The sequence below is a fragment of the Pseudomonas sp. S37 genome (genome assembly GCF_016658545.1).
GTDB lineage: Bacteria > Pseudomonadota > Gammaproteobacteria > Pseudomonadales > Pseudomonadaceae > Aquipseudomonas.
Genome location: NZ_JACVZC010000039.1, coordinates 25,059 through 46,180 on the forward strand (window position 1 = coordinate 25,059; position 21,122 = coordinate 46,180).

Here is a 21,122-nt window from a genome sequence, read left to right on the forward strand (position 1 = left end):
AGCACGGCCTCTTGTAGGAGCGGCCTTGTGTCGCGATCGGGCCGCAAAGCGACCCCGGCGATTCTGCATGGGTACGAAGCCCATGGGGGGCTGCTTCGCAGCCCGATCGCGACGCAAGGCCGCTCCTACACCGGCCGTGCAAACCTTCACGGATGTATCGTCACCTGTTGCCATCCCCTCGGCCGCCAAATAATAATAAGAGCAATTCCTATTTGAGATGCCATCATGTCGGCCGAGTCGCCTGCATCATCCGCCGCTGTCGGCGTGCTCTATGTCGAACACAGCACCTGGCTGCATGGCTGGCTACGCAAGCGCATGGGTAGCCACTGTGATGCGGCAGACCTGGTGCAGGACACCTTCGTCAAGGTGCTCAAGGCCCGCACGGCCGAACAGATTCGCGAACCCCGCCACTACCTGTCGAAGGTCGCCAAGGGCCTGATGATCGACCTGTTCCGCCGTCGCTCGCTGGAACAGGCCTACCTCGAAACCCTGGCCAGCCTGCCGGCCGAATACATGCCCAGCGCCGAAGCACAGGTGACAGTGTTCGAAACCCTGGTGGAGCTGGACCGCCTGCTCGCAGGGCTAGGCAGCAAGGTGCGCGAGGTGTTCGTGCTGGCGCAACTGGACGGCCTGCCCTATTCGCAAATCGCCACACGTCTGGGCATTTCCTTGCGCACGGTGAACAACCACATGGCCAAGGCCATGGAACACGTGTGCCTGATGCAGTGGGAACACGTTGAGTGAGCGGCACGCCCAACGCAGCACAGCGCCAGGCCATTCGTGAAGCAGCGCGCTGGTACGCGCAATTGTCTTCGGGCACGGCCAGCGCCGAGCAGCAGGCCCGCTGGCAGGCCTGGCACGACAGCGACCCCTTGCACCGCATTGCCTGGCAACGCATGGAAGCGGTCAGTGACAGCCTCGCCGGCCTGCCGGCACGGCTGGCCTCCTCAACCCTTCTGGGTGCAGGGCATACCCGTCGGCAGGTGCTGTACGGGCTGGCCGTGCTGCTGGGTGGCGGCCTGTTCGGCACCCTGGGCTGGCGCAGCGAAACCCGCCATGCCTGGGCCGCCGACTACCGCTCCGCCATCGGCGAACGGCGCACCGTGGTGCTGGCAGATGGCAGCCAACTGATGCTGGACACCGACTCTGCCGTGGATGTGGCCTACACGGCCGGGCAACGACGGCTGACCCTGCACCGTGGCCAGGTGCTGGTGACCACGGCCCACGATGCCACTGCGCGACCGTTCATGGTGGATACCCGTGACGGGCGGGTACTGGCGCTGGGGACCCGCTTCACCGTCAGCATCGATGACCACGGCAGTGAAGTGGCGGTGCTGGAAAAGGCCGTGCAAGTCACGACTGGAAATGCCCGGACCCTGCGCCTTGACGCCGGCCAGCGGGTAACGTTCGGACTGCACGGGATCGGCCCGTTGCGCAGCAACGACGCATCTGTCGCGGCCTGGGAGCACGGCAGCGTAGTCGCCATCGACACGCCATTGGCCGAGTTGCTGGCCCAGCTCTCCCGCTATCGCCCCGGGTTGCTTCACTGTGACCCGGCAGTGGCACGGATGAAAATTTCCGGTGCGTTTCCGATTACCGACACAGAACTGGCGTTGACCGCGCTGGAGAGTGCCTTCCCGTTGCACGTACAGCGGCGTACGCGTTACTGGGTGACCGTGCTACCCCGCCCCTGATCCTTTCCGGGCAGGTCCGGGAAAATATTTTTGCACGCCTTGCACTTTTACCAAGGCTCGTTCGGCTTTCCCTTCCACACGCTCAATTCAATGTTCCTGGGGAGGGAAACATGAACACCACGCAACGTTCGCACACGGCATTGGCCCTGGCCGTTCACCTGGCGCTGGGCGCCCTGTGCATCGGCACTGGCGCTGCTGTCGCCGGACCTGCCGCCAGCGCTCAGCCCCGTGCCTACGACATTGCACCTGGCCCGCTGACTGAAACCCTGGGGCGCTTCGCCAATGCCGCCGGGGTGGCGCTGTCGTTCGACGGGGTCAGCACTCAAGGGCGCCGCTCTGCGGGGCTGCAGGGCAGCTACAGTGTCGACGCCGGCTTTGCCACCTTGCTGGCAGGCAGCGGCCTGCAGGCGGTTCGCCAGGCCAACGGCGTGTACCTGCTGGTTGGCAGTGGACAAGCTGATGGTGCAGTGGTGCTTGGAGCTACCAGTATCACTGGCAAAACCCTTGGCACCACCACCGAAGGCACAGGCTCCTACACCACTGGGGCGGTTACCATTGGCAAAAGCGAACACAAGCTCAAGGATATCCCGCAAAGCGTCACGGTCATGACCCGCCAGCGCATGGATGACCAGAACATCACCAACCTGCCGGAACTGTTCGCCAACGCCCCCGGGATGACGTTCGCCAAAAGCCCGGGCACCGGTGGTTTTATCACTTCACGTGGCTTTGAGATCGAGTCGTTGCAGTACGACGGCGTACCCATGACCCGTGGCATCTACGCCTTGGGCAGCTACCTGACCGAGTCCACCGCATTCTACGACCGTGTAGAGCTGTTACGTGGCGGCGCCGCCTTACTGCAAGGTGCCAACAGCCCAGGTGGTGCGGTCAATCTGGTACGCAAGCGCGGGCAGGCGAAGCCGACCGTAACCCTGACTGCCCAGGCAGGCACTTGGGACCACTATGCAACCCAGGCGGATGTCGGTGGGCCACTGAATGAGGCAGGCACGGTCCGTGGTCGCGCTGTAGTCGACTACGACACCCGTGACTCGTTCATCGACTACGCTGGCGGCTGGGAACAAAAGGTCTACGGTGCACTGGACTTCGACCTGTCGGAGGACACCACCCTCGGTGTCGGAATCAGCGACCGTAAAACACGCTTTCGGCCCATGGTCGCTGGCTTGCCACGCTATAGCGATGGACGCGATATCGACCTTGGACGTTCCACCTTTACAGGTTCCGACTGGAATCGTGGGATGACCGAGCAGCTGGCGTTGTACCTTGACCTGGAACACCGCTTCAACAACCACTGGAAGCTGAAAACGGCTGCCGTAGCGATTAACGAACGTAATGAGATGACCTACGCGTACATCGTTGCACCTACCGGGGTAGCCAACGACGGCAGTGGAGTCGCCGACTGGCGCTACGCCACCGACTTCAACTCACACAGTCGGGGGCTGGACTTGTTCGTCGACGGCGACTTCAATGGCTGGGGTTTCGACCAGGAAATCGTCCTCGGCGGTAACTATTCGCGCTATACCAGCAACAACACCATGGCAGTAGTGCGCAGCAACGGCGCCAACGTCTTCGACCTGAACAACCATCTGCCATACGAAAACTACGAAAGCCTTGCAGCTCGTGGCACCCGTACCGATAGCCAGTACAAGATCGAGCAAAAAGGCATTTACGGGACTTGGCGCGTCAAATTGATCGAGCCGCTGACACTGATCCTGGGCGGGCGCACCAGCTGGTATGCGTATGAATACGACTCTCAGGTGTACCAGAGCAATGTATTCGACTACGACAGCAACAGCAGTAAAGCCAATAATGGCGTGGTCACCCCTTATGCTGGCCTGGTCTATGCCTTGAACCCGCAATGGTCGGCGTATGCCAGCTATGCCGATGTGTTCATCCCACAGAGCGCCATCGGCGTTGGTGGCTCGACCATCGAGCCGATCACCGGCAGCAATTATGAGCTGGGCCTGAAGGGGGAACTCAATGACGGGCAACTGAATACCTCTGTCGCGTTGTTCCGATACGACCACGAGAACCGCGCGGTGGCCATTCTCAACACCGAGTCGCTATGCGGCGGTTCTAACTGCTCAGAAGCCTCCGGCAAGGTACGTAGTCAGGGGCTGGAAGCGGAAATCAATGGTGAGCTGCTGCCCGGTCTGCAGGCTTCCGCCAGCTATGTCTACAACACCACCAAGTTCCTCAAGGACAACACTTATGAGGACAAGATCTTTTCCACCTGGACACCCAAGCACACCGTGCGTGTATGGGCAGACTACACATTGCCAGGTGACTACAGCCGTTTCAGCGTAGGGGGTGGATTCAACAGCCAGAGCAGCGCGGTGGCGTATGACCGCAAGTTCGACACCCCAGGTTTCACAATCTGGAATGCCCGACTGAGCTACAAGGTCAGCGACGAGATCGGCCTGGCCGTCAACCTCAACAACCTGTTCGACAAGGTCTACTACGTGCCCTCCTACGCGGCAGTGGCCTCGAACAACTACTACGGCGACCCACGCAACGTGATGTTCACCGTCAAGTACACCCCGCAGTTCTGAGCCCGTCCGCTCCACTCGGCGCACGCGACCACAGCGACCGTGCGCTCGCATCAAGGCTACTGATTCCATGACCAAGAAATCCCGATCCCGGCTATGGTTCCTCGCGCACAGTTGGCTGGCCCTGCCAATCTGGTTCTTCCTTCTGGCTGTCTGCGCCACCGGTACTTTGGCGGTGGTCAGCCAGGAACTGGTGTGGCTGGGTAACCCGGAAATACGTGCGAACAAACCTTCGCCCAAAGCTCACCTGCTCGACTTTGACCAGGTGCTCGCCGCCATTCGGCAGGCCCGTCCCGAACTGGACGTGCAGTATATCCAGCGCCCCGAGGAAGCCCACTTCGCCTTGCAAGTGCAAGTGGTCCAGCCAGACCACAGCACCCAGAACCTCTACGTGAACCCCTACACCGGCGAAATTCAGGGTAACAGCGCAGCCTTCGACTTCCGTGGTTTTACCCGCGCATTGCATGGCTGGTGGCTGGTGCCCTTCAGTAATGGCTACCCATGGGGGTGGTATCTGGTATCCGCCCTCTCTGTGCCCATGCTGGCCTCGCTGATAACCGGACTGGTGGTGTACAAGCGTTTTTGGAAAGCCTTCTTCAGGCCCACCTTACGCCTGAAGCAGGGTGCGCGAATATTCTGGGGCGATTTCCACCGTTTGAGCGGAGTGTGGTCCATCTGGTTCATCGCCATCATCTCGATCACCGGGCTGTGGTTCCTGATCCAGGCCGTGCTCGCGGACAACCATATATCCTTCTCCAGCCGCAGTGCCGTCGCCAGCCTGTCCCGGGATGAGGTGCCGCTGGCCCGCGGCGGTGTGCAGCCGCCCAATGTCAGCCTGACGCAGGCGATCGCAGGCTTCACTGCGCAGGAAGCAGGTTTTCAGGCATCTTTCGTACGATTGCCGGGCAACGCCTACGACACCCTGAGTATTCGCGGCCGTGGCGACTATCCGCTGATGTACCTGAATGCGAACATCAGCCCATACGATGGACGTATCGTCACTTCGCACACTCTTGCGGACCGCCATGCCCTGGAATTCTTCAGCGAATCCATGCGCCCATTGCATACCGGCGATTTTGGCGGGCTGACGCTGAAACTGGTGTGGTTTGTCTTTGGCCTGTTGTTGAGCGTGATGGTGTTCAGTGGCCTGCTGATCTGGAGCAAGCGCACCGTACAAGCGACGGCAGCGGCACTCAAGCGCGGCAAGGCTGGCGCCATCAGTGACCCGCCCATACGCCGCTACTGGCTGCGATGGCGGTTTCACTTGAATGTGTTACTGGTGGCCATACCCCTACTGTTCTTGCCAAAGTACTTCGCCGATCAGGCACTATTCAAAGGCGAAGCCGGGCTCGGTGAGCGTGATGCAGGCGTGATCAAGGTCGGCCCCTGGTGCGTGCACCTGGCGGAGTTTCGCGCACAACCGCCCCGCAACGAAGGACCTGCTGGGCACATCAAGAGCTTTAGCGCAGCACTATGCGAAAACAGCGTCAGCGAAGTGAAAGCAACCTACCTTAGAGTGGGCAAGCCGCGCAGCTTGCGAGCTGCTGGTGGAATCTTCTTTGGCTCACCATACAGCATGGGCGTTTCAATACCGGTGCCGATGAAAACAACCACTGACACGTTGCTCTGGGTGACAATGGAAGGATGGGATGGCGCGGTACACCAAGGCACGATTTCATTACAGGAAGCATCACCGGCGACTGTGGCGTGGTTGTCCCGGCAGCACGAGAAGCCACTCCCGTGATGACCGGCATGCACAAGATGACTGTGTGACATGCAGGCAACTTCATTGCTGTTGTAGTCTTCCTGAATTAGCCAGAGGGAACCTGAAATGCAATCAACGATGGAACGGCTGGAAAAGTGGCTGCAAGCCAACCTTGCAGAAGTGCATGCCGACCTGGCTCCCGGCTGCCCGGAAGCCGCCATAAGCGCTTTCGAACATCAGGTGGGCAGGGCATTTCCCGAAAGCCTGAAAATGCTCTACCGGCTGCATGATGGCCAACATGGGGCCGTGAACACCGGTCCGTTCTTCGGGCTCACCTTTCTGCCGCTAGCCGACGCGCGCAAGCATTGGGCCTCATGGCAGGAAACCCTCGAAGGTTTCGCTGCCGACGATTTGTCGGCAGCCAATGACCTGTGCTCATCGGCCACCCCCGGTGCCGTCAAGACCGAGTACGCCAACCGTTACTGGGTTCCGTTTGCCTACGACTATGGCGGCAACCACCTGGGCGTCGACCTGGACCCGGCCGAGCGCGGTACGGCCGGGCAGGTGATCAACTTTGGCCGCGATGAAGAAGAGAAATTCGTCGTGGCCAATTCCGTGAGCAGCTTCCTTGAGTGGCTGGTCGATCAGCTCGAGGCCGGCAACGCCGCGATCCGTGAAGAAGACGATGGCGGGCGCAGCCTGAACACCCGCGAGCCTGAGAAATTTCACTTTCTCGACTCGGTCAGGGTGATGTTCGCTTCGCAAACTCTGCCGGCATCAACCGGCGAGTGACAGGTGAATATCCCTGACCGCTTCATCATTCACCAAACCAGGCACTGGGTGCTGAACCAGCGCATCAACAGTGCCCTGCCCGGCTACCTGATGCTCAGTGCACGCGAGCCGGTCAGTTCGCTGGCGCAGTTGCCCGTGGACGCACAGGCCGAACTGGGCATCCTGATGGCGCGCACGCAGCAGGTCATCGAGGCGCAACTGCAACCGGCGCGGTTGTACATCAGCCGTTATGGGCATGACACGGGCTATGCCATCCACTTTCATTTCATCCCTGTTTACCCTTGGGTCGAAACCTTGTTCTGGGCGGATGAACGCTACCGGGCACTGCAGGCGTTTGGCTGGACGGAGGGTGTGCAAGCACAGACAGATGGCGCCGAGTTGACGTTGTTCATCTGGCGCGAGTTCTGCGAGCGGCCGGATCCTCCGGCAATTCAAGGGGACTCTGTTGAAGCGGTCATTGCGCAGTTGCGCAACGCATTTTCGAGCGGATAGGCGCCGCACGGTGCACGAAGCTGTGGGAGCGGCTTTAGCCGCGAAGAATCCAACGCGGTGCCTGGCACCGGCTGCGCCGGTGTTCGCGGCTAAAGCCGCTCCCACAGGGATTTCGCTGAATCGGTCAGTTATGTGATAACCCATGGCGCAGCCGCGCCAACCTGAACTGTTGGCAACTGATATGGAAATCACCCATGCGCCCCAACAAGGCCTGCCCCGTCATCCTCTCATCCACGCTCCCGCCGAAAATCCTGCTGTTTCGCCATCCACTGGCTGGCGTACAACTGGTGAAAGGCACAATCGAACACGGCGAAACCCCAACCGAAGCGGCCTTGCGTGAGTTGCACGAGGAGTCCGGTATCAGCAGCGCCGAGGTCCGTCAGGACCTGGGCTGCTGGGATGCCGGACACCTCGGCCAGATCTGGTCGTTTCAGCTGTGCGAGGTGCCGGGCGACCTGCCCGAACACTGGTCACACCAGACACTGGATGACCATGGCCATCAGTTCGATTTCTTCTGGGCACCACTCGACGACCTGCCCCATGCCGAGTGCCATCCGGTCTTTCAGCGGGCATTGGCTTATTTGCACAACGCCCTGACGTTTGTGCACTAGCCCACAGTAGCCAGGCTGGCGTTGTCGATGACGAAGCGGTACTTCACCTCACCGCGCAGCATGCGCTCGTAGGCATCGTTGATATCTCCCGCCTGTACCAATTCGATGTCGGCAACAATGCCGTGCTCGGCACAGAAGTCGAGCATTTCCTGGGTTTCTGGAATACCGCCAATCATCGAGCCGGCCAGGGTGCGGCGTTTCATGATCAGGTTGAACACATTGGGCGCGTCATGCGGTGTGGCCGGCGCGCCGACCAGGGTCATGGCGCCGTCGCGCTTGAGCAGCACCAGGAAGGCATCCAGGTCATGCGGGGCGGCGACAGTGTTGAGGATGAAGTCGAAGCTCTTCAGGTGCGCAGCCATCGCCTGCGGATCACGCGACACCACCACTTCATCGGCACCCAGCTCCAGGGCCGCTTCACGCTTGGCCTGCGAGGTGGTGAACGCCACCACATGCGCACCCATGGCATGTGCCAGCTTGATGCCCATATGGCCCAGCCCACCAATGCCGACCACACCCACCTTCTTGCCAGGGCCGACCTGCCAGTGGCGCAACGGCGAGTACGTGGTGATACCCGCACACAGCAGCGGCGCGACAGCCGCCAGTTGCGCTTCGGGGTGAGCGATGCGCAGCACGTAACGTTCGTGCACGACGATCGCCTGCGAGTATCCACCCTGCGTCCAGCCGGGGGCATCGGCAGTCGGGAAGTTGTAGGTACCGATCATGCCGTCGCAATAGTTTTCCAGGCCGTCGTCGCAGTCGGCGCAGTGCTTGCAGCTGTCGACGATACAGCCAACGCCCACCAGGTCACCGGTGTTGAAGCGGCTGACATGTTCACCCACCGCCGTTACCCGGCCGACGATTTCGTGCCCGGGTACGCACGGGTACTGCGTGCCTTCCCACTCCGAACGCACCTGGTGCAGGTCCGAGTGGCAAATGCCGCAATAGGCGATTTCGATTTGCACATCGTGCGCACCGGGCGCGCGGCGGCTGATGCGCAGTGGTTGCAAAGGCTGGTTGCCGGCGTGTGCGCCGTAGGCATTGACGAGCATGGTTCGACCCTCCTGCATGTGGTGAGGGTGATTCTGCCCAGCGATGTGCGACAGGCAGTAGTGCGATCCCATGCGATCCTTGCCTGATCCTGCAATCAGCCCATTGCCGCCTCGCGAACACCGCCCATGTAGTGCTCCAGGCGGCTGCGCAGCCAGCGCTCGGCGGGGTCGCTGTCGGTGGTACTCAACCAGACCATGGCCAGCTCCAGGGCAGCGGTTTCGAATGGCAGGTGTTCGGCCTGCAGATTGCCCCACCGCTCCATGCCCTGCGCAGCATAGTCCGGGCAACAGGCCAGCAGGTCGGTACCGGCCAGAATCGCCGGCAATGAACTGAACTGCGGCACCGACAACACGACCTTGCGCTCACGGCCGATTTCCTTCAGCCAGTCATCGACCACTCCCTGGGTATTGGCAGTCGGCGAAACCTGTACGTGTGGCCGACTGCAAAATTCGTCCAGCGTCAACGGGGTGGCTGACTTGTCGGCACGCACCACCCTGCCTTGCATCGTGCGCAGCACCTTGCGCTTGGCGTTGGCCGGCAGCCCCCGGGTCTGGCTGATGCCCACCGTCACATCGCCGGTCGCCAGCAGGTCGGGGATGCGCCAGTAATCGACATGCTGCACGACCACGACCACATTCGGCGCCTCGACCCGCAGCGCGCGCAACAGCGGCGGCAACAGCCCGGACTCGACATCATCGGACAAGCCGATACGGAACGTCATCTTGCTGGTCAGCGGGTCGAAATCATGGGTCAGGCTGAGGGCAACGGACATCGCATCCAGCGCCGGCGTGAGGTGCTTGATCACCTCCTCGGCGCGGGCTGACGGTTCCATGCGGTTGCCCACCCGCACCAGCAACGGGTCGTTGAACATCGCCCGCAACCGGGCCAACGCAGCGCTGACCGTGGGCTGGGCCACGAACAGTTTTTCTGCAGCGCGGGTGAGGTTGCGCTCCTGCATCAGGGCTTCGAACACCACCATCAGGTTGATATCGGCTTTGCGCAGTTCATTGCGGTTCATGGGTGCTCCCGGCCCGGGTTCTAGTTGTGCAGGTTCAATTGCAGCATCGACAAGCATCCTGATCGAGTCAACACCTGCAGATCTGCAGACATGTAGCCTGCACCTGCCCTTTCGCGGGTAAACCCGCTCCCACAGGTTCGGCATGAGGCTTGAAGACAACGTACTACCTGTTGGAGCGGGTTTACCCGCGAAAGGGCAGGCACAGGCTGAGTGTGTAGCTTGCCCCACCCGATCCAATGCAGTTAGCATTCCCCTATCTTCCCTCCCGGCCTCCTCTGCCGTGCACCGCCCAGGCGTTGACTCGCGAAGCGGTCATTCACGATGCCGACCCCGCATGGCCGCCACTTACCGGCGTGCCCATCCGCCATCAATGCATTCAGGATGACCCCATGATCATTCGCCAAGGCATCGCTGCAGACTACCCGCTGCTGCTCGACATCTGGCTGCGCGCCGTGCGCGCAACGCACCACTTTCTGCAACCCTGCGACATCGACGCGCTGCTGCCGCAACTGCGCGATGCGTACTTCCCGGCCGTCGAGCTGTGGGTTGCAGTGGATACCAACGACCTGCCGCTGGGCTTTATCGGCTTCAACGAAAACCACGTGGAAATGCTGTTCGTCGACCCCGATCGCCACGGCCAGGGCATTGGCCGCGCACTGCTGGATTTCGGCCGCCAGTCGCGCAGCACGATCAGCGTCGACGTCAACGAGCAGAACCCGCAGGCAGTCGGGTTCTACCAGCACTATGGCTTCGCCCAGACCGGCCGCTCACCGCTGGATGGCGAAGGCCGACCGTTCCCCTTGCTGCACATGTGCCTGCCCGCCGGGGCGTAGGCAACAGGCGCACACAGCCATGGAGCGTAACGCCAACTCGCCGCCGCCCTCCGACTGGGTGATCCGCAGTGCCCAGCCAGGCGGTATCGAGCGTATCGAGGCCTGGTTCGGCAGCCACGGCTACGACCCGCATCGCCACGATACCTACTCGATCGGCCGAACCTTGGCCGGTGTGCAAAGCTTCCACTACAAGGGCTCGCTGCGCCACGGCATACCCGGTAATACCCTGGTGCTGCACCCGGACGAGCTGCATGACGGCATGGCCGGCACCGACGCAGGCTTTCGCTACCGCATGGCCTACGTCGACCCGGCACTGATCCAGAACGTGCTGGGTGGCCAGCCGCTGCCTTTCATCGCGGGCGGGCTGTCCAGCGACCCCCGCCTGTACCATGCCAGCGAGGCATTGGTGCAGGCCGTGGACCACCCGCTGGAGCCGCTGGAGGAACAGGACGCCCTGTACGACCTGGCCATGGCCTTGCTGGCCGTCGGCGGCAAACCTCGCGGGCGCAAGCGCCTGGACTACCAGGCCGCCGAACGTGCCCGCGCGTTCATCATGGAGCACCTGCACCAGGGCATTACCCTGGACATGCTCGAACAGGCCAGCGGCCGCGAGCGCTGGAGCCTGTCACGCGACTTCCGCACGCTGTACGGCACCAGCCCTTATCGCTTTGTCACCTTGCGCCGCCTGGACTGCTTGCGGCGCATGATCTTCGACGGTTTCAGCCTGGTCGATGCCGCCCTCGCCGCCGGCTTTCATGACCAGAGCCACATGACCCGGCATTTCACCCGCTGCTACGGCGTATCGCCCTTGCGCTGGCTGGAGCGCCTGCGCCCTACCCGCTGACTTGCAGGATCGTACAAGAACCCGGCTACTGCTGACCGTTAGGCTGACCACTCCACTCATCGAGGAAGTGTCATGCCTGAAGTTCATCCCCCATCCCAGCCTGTAAACCTGCTGCACAAAGCGTCGCTGATCGAGCAGCAATGGAGCCCCAGGGTCGTTGCCGAAATGAACGACTACCAGTTCAAGGTGGTGCGTATCGAAGGCGAGTTCATCTGGCACGCGCACCCGGAAACCGACGAAGCATTTCTGGTACTGGAAGGCACTCTGCGCATCGACCTGCCGGATGGCTGCGTGCACATAAACCCCGGGGAGCTCTATGTCGTACCACGCGGAGTCGAACACCGCACCGCGGCACAGGGCGAAGCAAAGCTGATGATGATCGAGCCACGGGGCATTCTGAACACCGGGCATGAAGGGGGGCAGCGCACGGCGGTGAATGATGTCTGGATCTGAACTTAATACGACAGCATAAGCCACCAGCGCGTCTTATCTTGCAATAATTCTCCATATAAAACCGCCATAAAGCCATTTTCCTTCATGAATGTCCATTCCTGGGCCACCCTTCGCAATCTCGGCAGCGCTTCACCGCCGTATAATCGGATCCAATATCGAGGATGCCCGCATGCAAGCACTGGGAATGGACTATGGCCACGGCGATGAGGTACCCAGCCACTGCCACACTGAAGACCAGCTGATCTACGCTGCCAGCGGCGTGATGCGGGTCAGCAGCGAGGAAGGCAACTGGGTGATCCCCGGCGGGCATGCGTTATGGGTGCCGGCCGGGGTCAGCCATGCCATCCGCATGCAGGGCGTGGTGTGCATGCGCACCTTGCTGCTCGATGCGCACATCGAGCGCTGCCAGGTGATCGTGGTGTCCGGATTGCTGCGTGAACTGGTCCTGGCTGCGTCACGCATGCTCGACCGGCGTGACGGCGAGCACGCACGGGCGTTGATACTGGGCGAACTGGCCACCGCCCGGCGCATCGATGCCTTCGTGCCGACGCCGCAGCACCCGCGCTTGCGCGGCTGGTGCGAGCGCTTCTTGCGGGACCCGGCCCAGGACCTGACCCTGGAGCAATGCGGCGCGCAACTGAACATGAGTGCGCGCAGCGTGGCGCGGCTGTTCCAGCGCGAGGTGGGCATGTCGTATGGCGAGTGGCGCGCCCGGGCCCGGGTGATGCTCAGCCAGCAATGCCTGGCCGCCGGCCAGCCGATCCTCAACGTGGCGCTGGAGCACGGTTACCAGAGCGCCAGCGCCTTTGCCGCGATGTTCAAGCGCATCCTCGGCTACGCGCCAAGCGATTGGCAAAACAGCACGGCACGCAGCTGCTGAACCACAGGTTGTCCCACTTGCGCGCGTGGTTGTCCCGCTCGCGACAGCGTCATTCACCCCGACCTCGTTAACCTCGCATCACCACTTTCGAGCGACCTGTGTGATGCCTTTACTGCACCCCTTCCCCTTACCCGCCCGGCTGGGCGCCGCGCTCGGCATGCTCGGCGTGCTGGCCGCGTGCGCCCGGCAGCCGGTACCCACCCCGCCACCCGCAGCGCTGCAGGCAGACCCGTTGACGAGCATGCCGGCTGGCATCAGCCGGCAACCCTTGCCCGAACGATGGTGGGCGCTGTTCCAGGACCCGCAACTCAATCGCTGGGTAGAGCAAGCCCTGGCGCACAATCAGGACCTGGCACAGGCCGAGGCCAATGTGCAGGCCATGCTGGCCGGTATCGGAGAGTTCGACGCGCGACGCTGGCCTTCGACGGAGGTGGGCATTGCCGCCACCTACGGCAAGAGCGCCGATGACCAGACCCTGGCCGAGGCAACCGACAGCCACGCGCCGTCGCAATGGCAGTTCAGCCCGGGCATCGAGCTGGCCTACCAGGTCGATGTCTGGGGCCAGGTGCGCGCCGCCATCGAGCGCGCCCGGGCACAAGCCGACGCCAGTGCTGCGGCACGGGACCTGGTGCGCCTGCAGGTGGTCACCCAGACCAGCCGCGCCTACCTCGACCAATGCGTCTACGCGGCGCGCCTGGACGCGGCAAGGCAGTCGCTGCAAACCCTCGAGCGCAGCGTGCAGCTTAGCGCGCGCCAGCACCAGGCCGGCGTGGCCACCGCGCTCGACAGCGAGCGCCTGCTGGGCTTGCGCGAGCAGGTACGGGCACAACTGCCGATACTCGCCGCCCGGCGGCAGATGGCGCTTTACGAGCTGAGCATGCTCAGCGGCCAGGTCTCGGTTGCCGAGGCAACGACCTGTCCCGACATCCCCACATTGTCGGTGCCGTTGCCCGTTGGCGATGGCTGGCATTTGCTGGAGCGCCGGCCAGACCTGCGCCAGGCCGAGCGAGAACTGCAGGCGGCTGCGCTGGAAACCGAAATCGTCCGGGCAGACCTGTATCCGAAGGTCAGCTTCGGCGCCTCGTTGACGGCGTCGGACCATCGCCTTGACAACCTCGGCGACAGCCGTGCGGTGGTGTTCGGTATCGGCCCCTTGGTGCAGTGGCAATTCCCCAACATCAAGGCCAACCGCGCACGGGTCGGCAAGGCCCTGGCCTTGCAGCAGGCGCAGGTCGCCCATTACCACGGCGTGGCGCTGAACGCGCTCAACGATGTGCGCCAGGCGCTGGCGCGTTACGACGGTGAGCGACAACGCCTGCAGGCACTGGATGCGGCCCTGGCGCACAGCCAACGGGGGTTTGCCCTGGCCCAGGGCAACTACCGCGCCGGCACGGTGGACGGGCTGGCCCTGCTCGACAGCGAGCGCGAGCTGATTCGCCTGCGGGCCAGCCATGTGCAGGCCCGAGGGCGCCTGGCGCAGGCGCAGGTCAACCTGTTCCGCGCGTTGGGTGGGCGGTGGTAGCCGATAAGCCACTGCAACGGGTTCACCGGCCTGTGTAGGAGCGGCTTTAGCCGCGAACACCGGCGCAGCCGGTGCCATGCACCGCGTTGGATTCTTCGCGGCTAAAGCCGCTCCCACAGGGTATGTGGACCGCTTGCGAACTCAGTTCTCTGCGCGACAGCGCAGCGCAAAGGGCTGGGCGATCTCCTACATCTGACCGCGTCAGCCATCAGTCGCATTTCAATAATGGAAACCAAACATGAATGTCGCCGTAGAGCAAACCGCCCCTGCCGAAGCTGAACAGTTGGCCAAAGCCAGATCCCGTCGCCGCCTGGCCTGCATCGCCGGCGTCAGCCTGGCAGCTATCACCCTGCTGGCCTTCAGCAGCTACTGGCTCACCATCGGCCGCTACCTGGAAACCACCGACGATGCCTACGTCCGCGCCGACTGGGTGGCCATCAGCCCACGCGTGGCCGGCTATGTCGCCAAGGTTGAAGTGGCTGACGACCAACCGGTAAAGGCCGGCGACATACTGGTGCGCCTGCAGGGCCGCGATTACCGCGCCCGCCTCGACCAGGCCCGGGCAGGCGTGGCCGAGGCGCAGGCAGCACTGGCCGCCGCCCGGGCCAGCCAGCAGGTGGCAGACGAGCGCATCAACCAGCGACAGCAGGCCATTCAGCAGGCTGAAGCGGCCGTGAGCAGCGCCACCGCCGAACAACAGCGCAGTGCGCTGGACGTGCGGCGCTACCGTGGTCTGGTACGCGATGACGCGGCGACCGCGCAACGCCTGGAAGCGGCCAGCGCCCAAGCCACCCAGGCGCAAGCGGCGCTGCAAGGCGCCCAGGCCGCGTTGCGCGAACAACGCTCACAGCTGGCCATGGCCAAGGCCCGTTCAGCCCAGGCGGATGCCGAACTGCAACAGCACGCAGCAGCCCTGAGCCACGCCCAGGCCCGCCAACAACTGGCCGAGCAGGACGAACAGGACACCGTCATCCGTGCCCCCATCACTGGTGTAATCGGCCAACGCCGGGTGCGCGCCGGCCAGTACGTGGTGCCGGGCCAGCCGCTGCTGGCTGTGGTGCCGGTGCAACAGGCCTACGTGGTGGCCAACTACAAGGAAACCCAACTGGCCCGCATGCGCCCGGGGCAAACGGTGGAAATCCGCGTCGACAGCTTCGCCGGCCAGCCACTGCATGGCCGGGTGGCCAGTTTCTCGCCGGCCTCGGGCAATGTCTTCGCCCTGCTGCCGTCGGACAATGCCACCGGCAACTTCACCAAGATCGTCCAGCGCTTCCCGGTGCGCATCCTGCTCGAAACGCCGCTGGACGGCCCGCAGGTGCTGCCCGGCATGTCGGTCGTCAGCACGGTCGACACCCGCACTGCCGAGGTTGCCGATGGCCACTGAGCAAGCCGTCTCGCTGCGCGCCTGGGTGGCAGTACTGGGCGGCCTGTTCGGCTGCTTCATGGCCGGCATGAACGTGCATGTGACCAGCGCCGCCCTGCCAGAGATTCGCGGCTCGCTGGGCGCCAGCTTCGAGGAAGGCTCGTGGATCTCCACCGCCTACCTGGTGGCAGAGATCGTGATGATTCCACTGACCGCCTGGCTGGTCGAAGTTTTCTCGCTGCGCCGGGTGATGTGGACCGGCTCGCTGATCTTTCTGGTGGCCTCGGTGGCCTGCTCCTGGGCGCCGAACCTGGAGGCGATGATTGCCATCCGGGTCATCCAGGGCGCTGCGGGCGCCGTGCTGATCCCGTTGTCGTTCCAGCTGATCATCACCGAACTGCCGGCCAGCAAGATGGCCATGGGCATGGCGCTGTTCAGCCTGGCCAACAGCGTGGCACAGGCGGCCGGGCCGTCGATTGGCGGCTGGCTGACCGATGCGTATTCATGGCGCTGGATCTTCTACCTGCAGCTGTTCCCCGGTATTGCGCTGCTGTTCGCCATCGCCTGGTCGATCGAGGCCAGGCCGATGAAGCTTGAGTTGCTGCGCAAGGGTGACTGGCTGGGGATTGCCGCCATGGTCATCGGCCTGGGTGGCCTGCAGATCGTGCTGGAAGAAGGCGGCCGGCTGGACTGGTTCGGCTCGCCGTTCATCGTCGGCATGAGCGTGGTCGCAGGCATTGCCCTGGTGGTGTTCGTGGTCACGCAATTGTTCGGCCGGCGCGCATTCATCAACTTGCACTTGCTCGGCCGCTACAACTTCGGCGTCGCCAGCGTGGCCATGTTCATCTTTGGCGCGGCCACGTTCGGCCTGGTGTTCCTGGTGCCCAATTACCTGTCGCAACTGCAGGGCTTCAGCGCGCACGACGTCGGCGTGGCGCTGATTGCCTACGGCGTGGTGCAGTTGCTGCTGGCGCCGTTGATGCCCAGGCTGATGGGCTGGACCAGTGCCAAGTTCATGGTTGCCAGCGGTTTTTTGATCATGGCCCTGGGTTGCTGGCTGGGGGCGAGCCTGAGCGCCGACAGTGCCGACAACGTGATCATCCCGTCGACGGTGGTACGGGGTATTGGCCAGCCGTTCATCATGGTGGCGTTGTCGGTGCTGGCGGTGGCCGGGCTGGACAAGCGCGAGGCGGGTTCCGCTTCGGCGGTGTTCTCGATGCTGCGCAACCTTGGCGGTGCAATCGGCACAGCCGGGCTGACACAACTGGTGGCGACCCGTGAGCGCTTTCATAGTGAGCGCATTCACGAGCAGGTGACCGTGTTTGAGCCGGGTGTGCAAGAGCGGATCAACCAGACCGTGCAGGGCTGGTTGCCGCATCAGCAGCAGGTGCTGGAAGGGTTGGCGGGGACCATTCGCCGCGAGGCTTACCTGATGGCTTACAGTGATGCGTTCTACCTGGCGTGCCTGGCTTTGCTGGGGTGTGCGCTGGCGGCATTGCTGTTACGGTCAAAACAGAAAATTCGATAGCGATATCCTACCCTGTGGGAGCGGGTTCACCCGCGAATGCGATGTAAAATTTAGCGCCGCATTCGCGGGTGAACCCGCTCCCACAGGTTATGTATTGCGTCTACAGACGCGCTAGTAGCTCAGAGCGCCGCCCCTGGCGCCCTGCCCAGCACCCGTGAATACTCCTCACGCGCGCTCTGCTCGGTAAACTCCCCCGCCCACTTGGCCACCACCACGGTCGCCACGCTGTTGCCGATGGTGTTGCAGGCAGCCATGGCCATGGACATGAAGCGGTACACGCCAAACAGCAGCGCCAGCCCTTCCACCGGCAGCACGCCAATGGCAGTCACCGTGGCGGCAAATACCACGAAGCTGCCACCGGACACCGCCGCCGCGCCCTTGGAGGTCACCAGCATGATCGCCAGGATACCCAGTTGTTGTTCCCAGCCCAGCGGTACGCCGTAGGCGTTGGCGATGAACAGCACGCACATCGACATGTAGATCGAGGTGCCATCCAGGTTGAAGGCATAACCGGTCGGCAGCACCAGGCCCACGCTCTGCTTCGAGCAGCCAAAGCGCTCAAGCTTCTGCAGCAACCGTGGCAGGGCACTTTCCGACGATGCGGTACCGAGCACGATGAAAATCTCGTCCTTGATGTACTTGAGGAAGCGCAACAGGCTGAAGCCCGACAAGCGGCACACCGCCCCCAGCACCACGAACAGGAAGAAGGCCACCGCCAGGTAGAACATCAGCACCAGGTTGGCCAGCGACATCAGCACTGCCGAACCGTTGCTGCCCACCGCGTAGGCCACCGAACCGAATGCGCCCAGCGGGGCGAACTTCATTATCAGGTTGATGAACTCGAAAAAGCATTCCGACACCCGGTTCAGGCCATCTTCAACCACCGCCCGACGCTCGTGCTTAAGCGCCAGCAGGGCAAAGCCGAACAGCACGGCGATCACCAGCACCTGCAACAGTTGCCCGCCGGCAAAGGCACCGACGAAGTTGTCGGGGAAAATGTTGTAGATGAAGTCCATGGTCGAAGTCGGCGCATGGCCTTTGGCAACGGCAGCACTGGCAGCCGCCGATGCGGCGCTGCTGGCGTGAGCGCCGTGCATGCCCGAACCGATGCTGATCAGGTTGCCCCACAGCAGGCCCAGGGCCAGGGCGAGGGTCGACAGCAGCTCGAAGTACACCAGCGCACGCCAGCCCACCTTGCCGACCCGTTTGATGTCGCCAGCCGAGGCAATGCCGTGGACCACGGTGAAAAACACCAGCGGTGCAACGGCGGTCTTGATCAGTTTGAGAAAGATGTCGCCGAGGATCTTGAACTTGGCAGCAAGCTCCGGCGCAAGGAAACCGAAGGCGATGCCGATCAGCATCGCCGCGATGACCTGGAAGGTCAGGTCCTTGTACAGCGGCTTTTTAGCAGTGGAAGACATGGCTGTGTTCTCATTGTTCTTGTCGAAAAGCAAAGGACCGGGCCCGGCGCAAACCGAGCCCCGGGCGGATCAGCGGGCGACGGCACCCGGGCGCGCCAGCGCCTGGTCGACCATCTGCGGGGCCAGCCCCAGGTAGTTGGTCGGGTCGCACAGTTTTTCCAGCGTGGCCAGCTCGACGTGAGCGCTGGCTTCGCCTTGGGCCTTGAGCGCATCGAGCAGGCTGATGCCCTGGTCGTTGGCCATGCGGCAGGCGGCATACACCACATCGTGCGCCACTTGGCGGCCCAGTGCCGGGGCCAGGCCCATCATCACGGCTTCGGCGACGATCAGGCCCTGGGTCATGTCGAGGTTCTTGCGCATGCGCTCGGTGCGCACATCCAGGCCAGCGAGCATGAAGCGCGCCTGCGCCAGCGAGGCGCCGGTCAGGGCGAAGGCTTCAGGAATGGCAATCCATTCGGCCTGCCATGGGCCGGTGGAACGCTCGAAGTCCTGGATCATCGCATCGAGCATCAGCCCGGCCTGCTGGCGCACGCCCTTGGCGGCGGCGTACATCAGCTCGCAGGAAATCGGGTTACGCTTCTGCGGCATGGTGCTGCTGGCGCCACGGCCTTTTACGAATGGCTCGTAGGCTTCGCCCAGCTCGCTGGTCATCATCATCATGATGTCCAGCGCCACCTTGCCCAGCGAGGCGCTGACCAGGCCGAGGAAGTTCAGGGTTTCGGCCAGGCCGTCGCGGGCCACGTGCCAGGTGGCCTGCGGTACGCCCAGGCCCAGTTCGGCCATCAGTGCCGCCTGCACTTCCAGGCCCTTGTCGCCCAGCGAGGCCAGGGTGCCGGCAGCACCGGCAAACTGCCCCACTTCCACCCGCGGGCGCAGCTCTACCAGGCGCTCGGCGTGGCGATCGAACATGCTCAACCATACCGCGCACTTGTAGCCGAAGGTGATCGGCAGTGCGTGCTGCAGGTGGGTGCGGCCAGCCATTGGCGTGTCGCGGTAGCGTTGCGCCAGCTCGGCCAGCAGGCCGCGCACGGCCTGGATGTCGCGCTCGACGATGGCCAGTGCGGCACGCACCTGCAGGACCACGGCGGTGTCCATGATGTCCTGGGTGGTGGCGCCCCAGTGTACGTAGCGGCCGGCTTCGCCACACAGCTTCGACAGCTGCTCGACCAGCGGCAGGATCGGGTAGCCGACAATTTCGGTTTCGTGCTGCATCAGCGCCAGGTCCAGCGCCTCGTAGCGCGACAGCTCGGCGATCTGCACCGCAGCCTCGCCAGGGATGACGCCGCAACGCGCTTCAGCCTTGGCCAGGGCCACTTCGACTTCGATGTAACGCTCGATCAGCGATTTGTCGGAGAACACCGCACGCATTTCGGCGGTGCCGAACATGTCGCGGAACAGGGTGGAATCGAAAACGGTGGTGGACATGGCAGGGATCCTGAAATGTTATTTTTTGACCGGACATATTTGTTATGTCCGTACATAATTCTTGCCCTGTCGCTGATACACTGTCAACCGATGAAATTTGCGAGACAGACCAAAGGTATGAACCCGACGCGCTATACCACCGTGGCCAAGGACTTGATGGAGGGCATCGCCAATGGCCGCTACCCGGTGGGCAGCCTGCTGCCGACCGAGTTCGAGCTGTGCGACCTGTACGGTGTAAGCCGACACACGGTGCGTGCCGCCATCGACCAGTTGCTCAACCAGGGGTTGGTGTCGCGGCGCAAGCGCGTCGGCACCCGGGTCGAGGCCAGCAGCCCGCGCGGCGGCTATTCGCAGTCGCTGGCCAGCGTGGCCGACCTGGCCCACCTGGCAGAAACCCAGCAGCGGGAAATCCAGGGCGTGCGCCACTTCGTCGCCGACCTGAGCGAGGCAGCGCGCCTGGGGTTGGTGCCGGGGGAGCATTACTTCTGCGTGTCGAGTATCCGCGTTGATCGTGCACACCATGCTGCGCCGCTGTGCTGGACCGACGTGTATGCACAGCGCGACTACGCCGAGGTCATCGAACGGGCCCGCGAACACCCCGACCAGTTGATTGCCGGGTTGATCGAGCAGCACTACGGCCGGGCGATCGCGGTCGTCGACCAACAGGTGCGGGCGGTGTTGCTGACAGCGGACTTGGCCCGGGCGCTGAAGGCCGAGGCGGGTTCACCGGGGTTGAAGATCATCCGCCATTACCGCGAGGAGAATGGTGATTTGATGGCGGTGTCCGAGACCGTGCACCCGGATGACCGGTTTACCCTGGTGACCCAGATGCGCAGGGATCGCTCGGCGGGCTAAACCATTTCAGTACTTTACGCGACCCCTGTAGGAGCGGCCTTGTGTCGCGATCGGGCTGCAAAGCAGCCC

18 protein-coding genes and 1 pseudogene are annotated in these 21,122 nt (G+C 63.1%); 15 read left to right on the forward strand and 4 right to left on the reverse strand.

Translation table 11 applies throughout. The features are described 5' to 3' along the window. Positions 1-225: 225 nt before the first annotated feature. The 7 genes and pseudogenes from IAE39_RS14370 (at position 226) to IAE39_RS14400 (ending at position 7,858) form a co-directional block, all read left to right on the forward strand. On the forward strand, positions 226-744 hold the full coding sequence (locus IAE39_RS14370) for a sigma-70 family RNA polymerase sigma factor (RefSeq protein ID WP_201203444.1): 519 nt from the start codon (positions 226-228) through the stop codon (positions 742-744). Then, entirely contained in the window at positions 741-1,694 is a 954-nt protein-coding gene (locus tag IAE39_RS14375; protein WP_201203445.1) for a FecR domain-containing protein, read from the forward strand. The genes IAE39_RS14370 and IAE39_RS14375 overlap by 4 nt, the downstream gene beginning before the upstream one ends. A 110-nt stretch (positions 1,695-1,804) precedes the next feature. Continuing rightward, positions 1,805-4,261, forward strand: coding sequence for a TonB-dependent siderophore receptor (locus IAE39_RS14380; protein WP_201203450.1), 2,457 nt, complete (start codon positions 1,805-1,807; stop codon positions 4,259-4,261). Between the two features lie 67 nt (positions 4,262-4,328). Next, a pseudogene (locus IAE39_RS14385) lies at positions 4,329-5,465 on the forward strand (PepSY-associated TM helix domain-containing protein); the annotation flags it as partial. A gap of 624 nt (positions 5,466-6,089) precedes the next feature. Further along, positions 6,090-6,755: an SMI1/KNR4 family protein gene (locus tag IAE39_RS14390; RefSeq protein WP_201203456.1), complete on the forward strand. Its 666-nt coding sequence runs from the start codon at positions 6,090-6,092 to the stop codon at positions 6,753-6,755. A gap of 3 nt (positions 6,756-6,758) precedes the next feature. Continuing rightward, positions 6,759-7,247, forward strand: a complete 489-nt coding sequence (locus IAE39_RS14395; RefSeq protein ID WP_201203457.1) for an HIT family protein — start codon at positions 6,759-6,761, stop codon at positions 7,245-7,247. 194 nt (positions 7,248-7,441) lie between these two features. Further along, complete coding sequence (locus IAE39_RS14400) at positions 7,442-7,858, forward strand: NUDIX hydrolase (protein WP_201203458.1); 417 nt, start codon at positions 7,442-7,444, stop codon at positions 7,856-7,858. Here IAE39_RS14400 and IAE39_RS14405 read toward each other — a convergent pair. Beyond that, the gene (locus IAE39_RS14405) at positions 7,855-8,910 is read right to left on the reverse strand and encodes an NAD(P)-dependent alcohol dehydrogenase (protein ID WP_201203460.1); all 1,056 of its coding nucleotides are present in this window, start codon (positions 8,908-8,910) and stop codon (positions 7,855-7,857) included. The two genes, IAE39_RS14400 and IAE39_RS14405, sit on opposite strands and share 4 nt — an antisense overlap. A gap of 95 nt (positions 8,911-9,005) precedes the next feature. After that, on the reverse strand, positions 9,006-9,929 hold the full coding sequence (locus IAE39_RS14410; protein WP_201203469.1) for a LysR substrate-binding domain-containing protein: 924 nt from the start codon (positions 9,927-9,929) through the stop codon (positions 9,006-9,008). Positions 9,930-10,318: 389 nt separating this feature from the next. On the opposite strand from IAE39_RS14410, the gene IAE39_RS14415 reads away from it, so the two are divergent. From IAE39_RS14415 to IAE39_RS14445, 7 genes are all read left to right on the forward strand, one after another. Then, on the forward strand, positions 10,319-10,762 hold the full coding sequence (locus tag IAE39_RS14415) for an acetyltransferase (RefSeq protein WP_201203471.1): 444 nt from the start codon (positions 10,319-10,321) through the stop codon (positions 10,760-10,762). 19 nt (positions 10,763-10,781) lie between these two features. After that, the gene (locus tag IAE39_RS14420) at positions 10,782-11,606 is read left to right on the forward strand and encodes an AraC family transcriptional regulator (RefSeq protein ID WP_201203473.1); all 825 of its coding nucleotides are present in this window, start codon (positions 10,782-10,784) and stop codon (positions 11,604-11,606) included. Between the two features lie 72 nt (positions 11,607-11,678). Next, positions 11,679-12,059, forward strand: coding sequence for a cupin domain-containing protein (locus IAE39_RS14425; protein ID WP_201203475.1), 381 nt, complete (start codon positions 11,679-11,681; stop codon positions 12,057-12,059). A gap of 169 nt (positions 12,060-12,228) precedes the next feature. Continuing rightward, positions 12,229-12,939: an AraC family transcriptional regulator gene (locus IAE39_RS14430; protein ID WP_201203477.1), complete on the forward strand. Its 711-nt coding sequence runs from the start codon at positions 12,229-12,231 to the stop codon at positions 12,937-12,939. 103 nt (positions 12,940-13,042) lie between these two features. Next, on the forward strand, positions 13,043-14,461 hold the full coding sequence (locus tag IAE39_RS14435) for an efflux transporter outer membrane subunit (RefSeq protein ID WP_201203479.1): 1,419 nt from the start codon (positions 13,043-13,045) through the stop codon (positions 14,459-14,461). A gap of 238 nt (positions 14,462-14,699) precedes the next feature. Then, positions 14,700-15,845: an HlyD family secretion protein gene (locus IAE39_RS14440; RefSeq protein ID WP_201203481.1), complete on the forward strand. Its 1,146-nt coding sequence runs from the start codon at positions 14,700-14,702 to the stop codon at positions 15,843-15,845. Continuing rightward, the gene (locus tag IAE39_RS14445; RefSeq protein WP_201203484.1) at positions 15,835-17,352 is read left to right on the forward strand and encodes a DHA2 family efflux MFS transporter permease subunit; all 1,518 of its coding nucleotides are present in this window, start codon (positions 15,835-15,837) and stop codon (positions 17,350-17,352) included. The genes IAE39_RS14440 and IAE39_RS14445 overlap by 11 nt, the downstream gene beginning before the upstream one ends. 119 nt (positions 17,353-17,471) lie before the next feature. On the opposite strand, the gene IAE39_RS14450 is transcribed toward IAE39_RS14445, so the two are convergent. Further along, positions 17,472-18,773, reverse strand: a complete 1,302-nt coding sequence (locus IAE39_RS14450) for a cation:dicarboxylate symporter family transporter (RefSeq protein ID WP_201203486.1) — start codon at positions 18,771-18,773, stop codon at positions 17,472-17,474. 69 nt (positions 18,774-18,842) lie between these two features. Then, complete coding sequence (locus tag IAE39_RS14455; protein WP_201203488.1) at positions 18,843-20,198, reverse strand: class-II fumarase/aspartase family protein; 1,356 nt, start codon at positions 20,196-20,198, stop codon at positions 18,843-18,845. Positions 20,199-20,315: 117 nt separating this feature from the next. Here IAE39_RS14455 and IAE39_RS14460 point away from each other — a divergent pair, with 117 nt between their 5' ends. Then, positions 20,316-21,053 (forward strand): GntR family transcriptional regulator, encoded by a 738-nt coding sequence (locus tag IAE39_RS14460; protein ID WP_201203490.1) that lies wholly within the window; start codon positions 20,316-20,318, stop codon positions 21,051-21,053. Positions 21,054-21,122 lie beyond the last annotated feature (69 nt).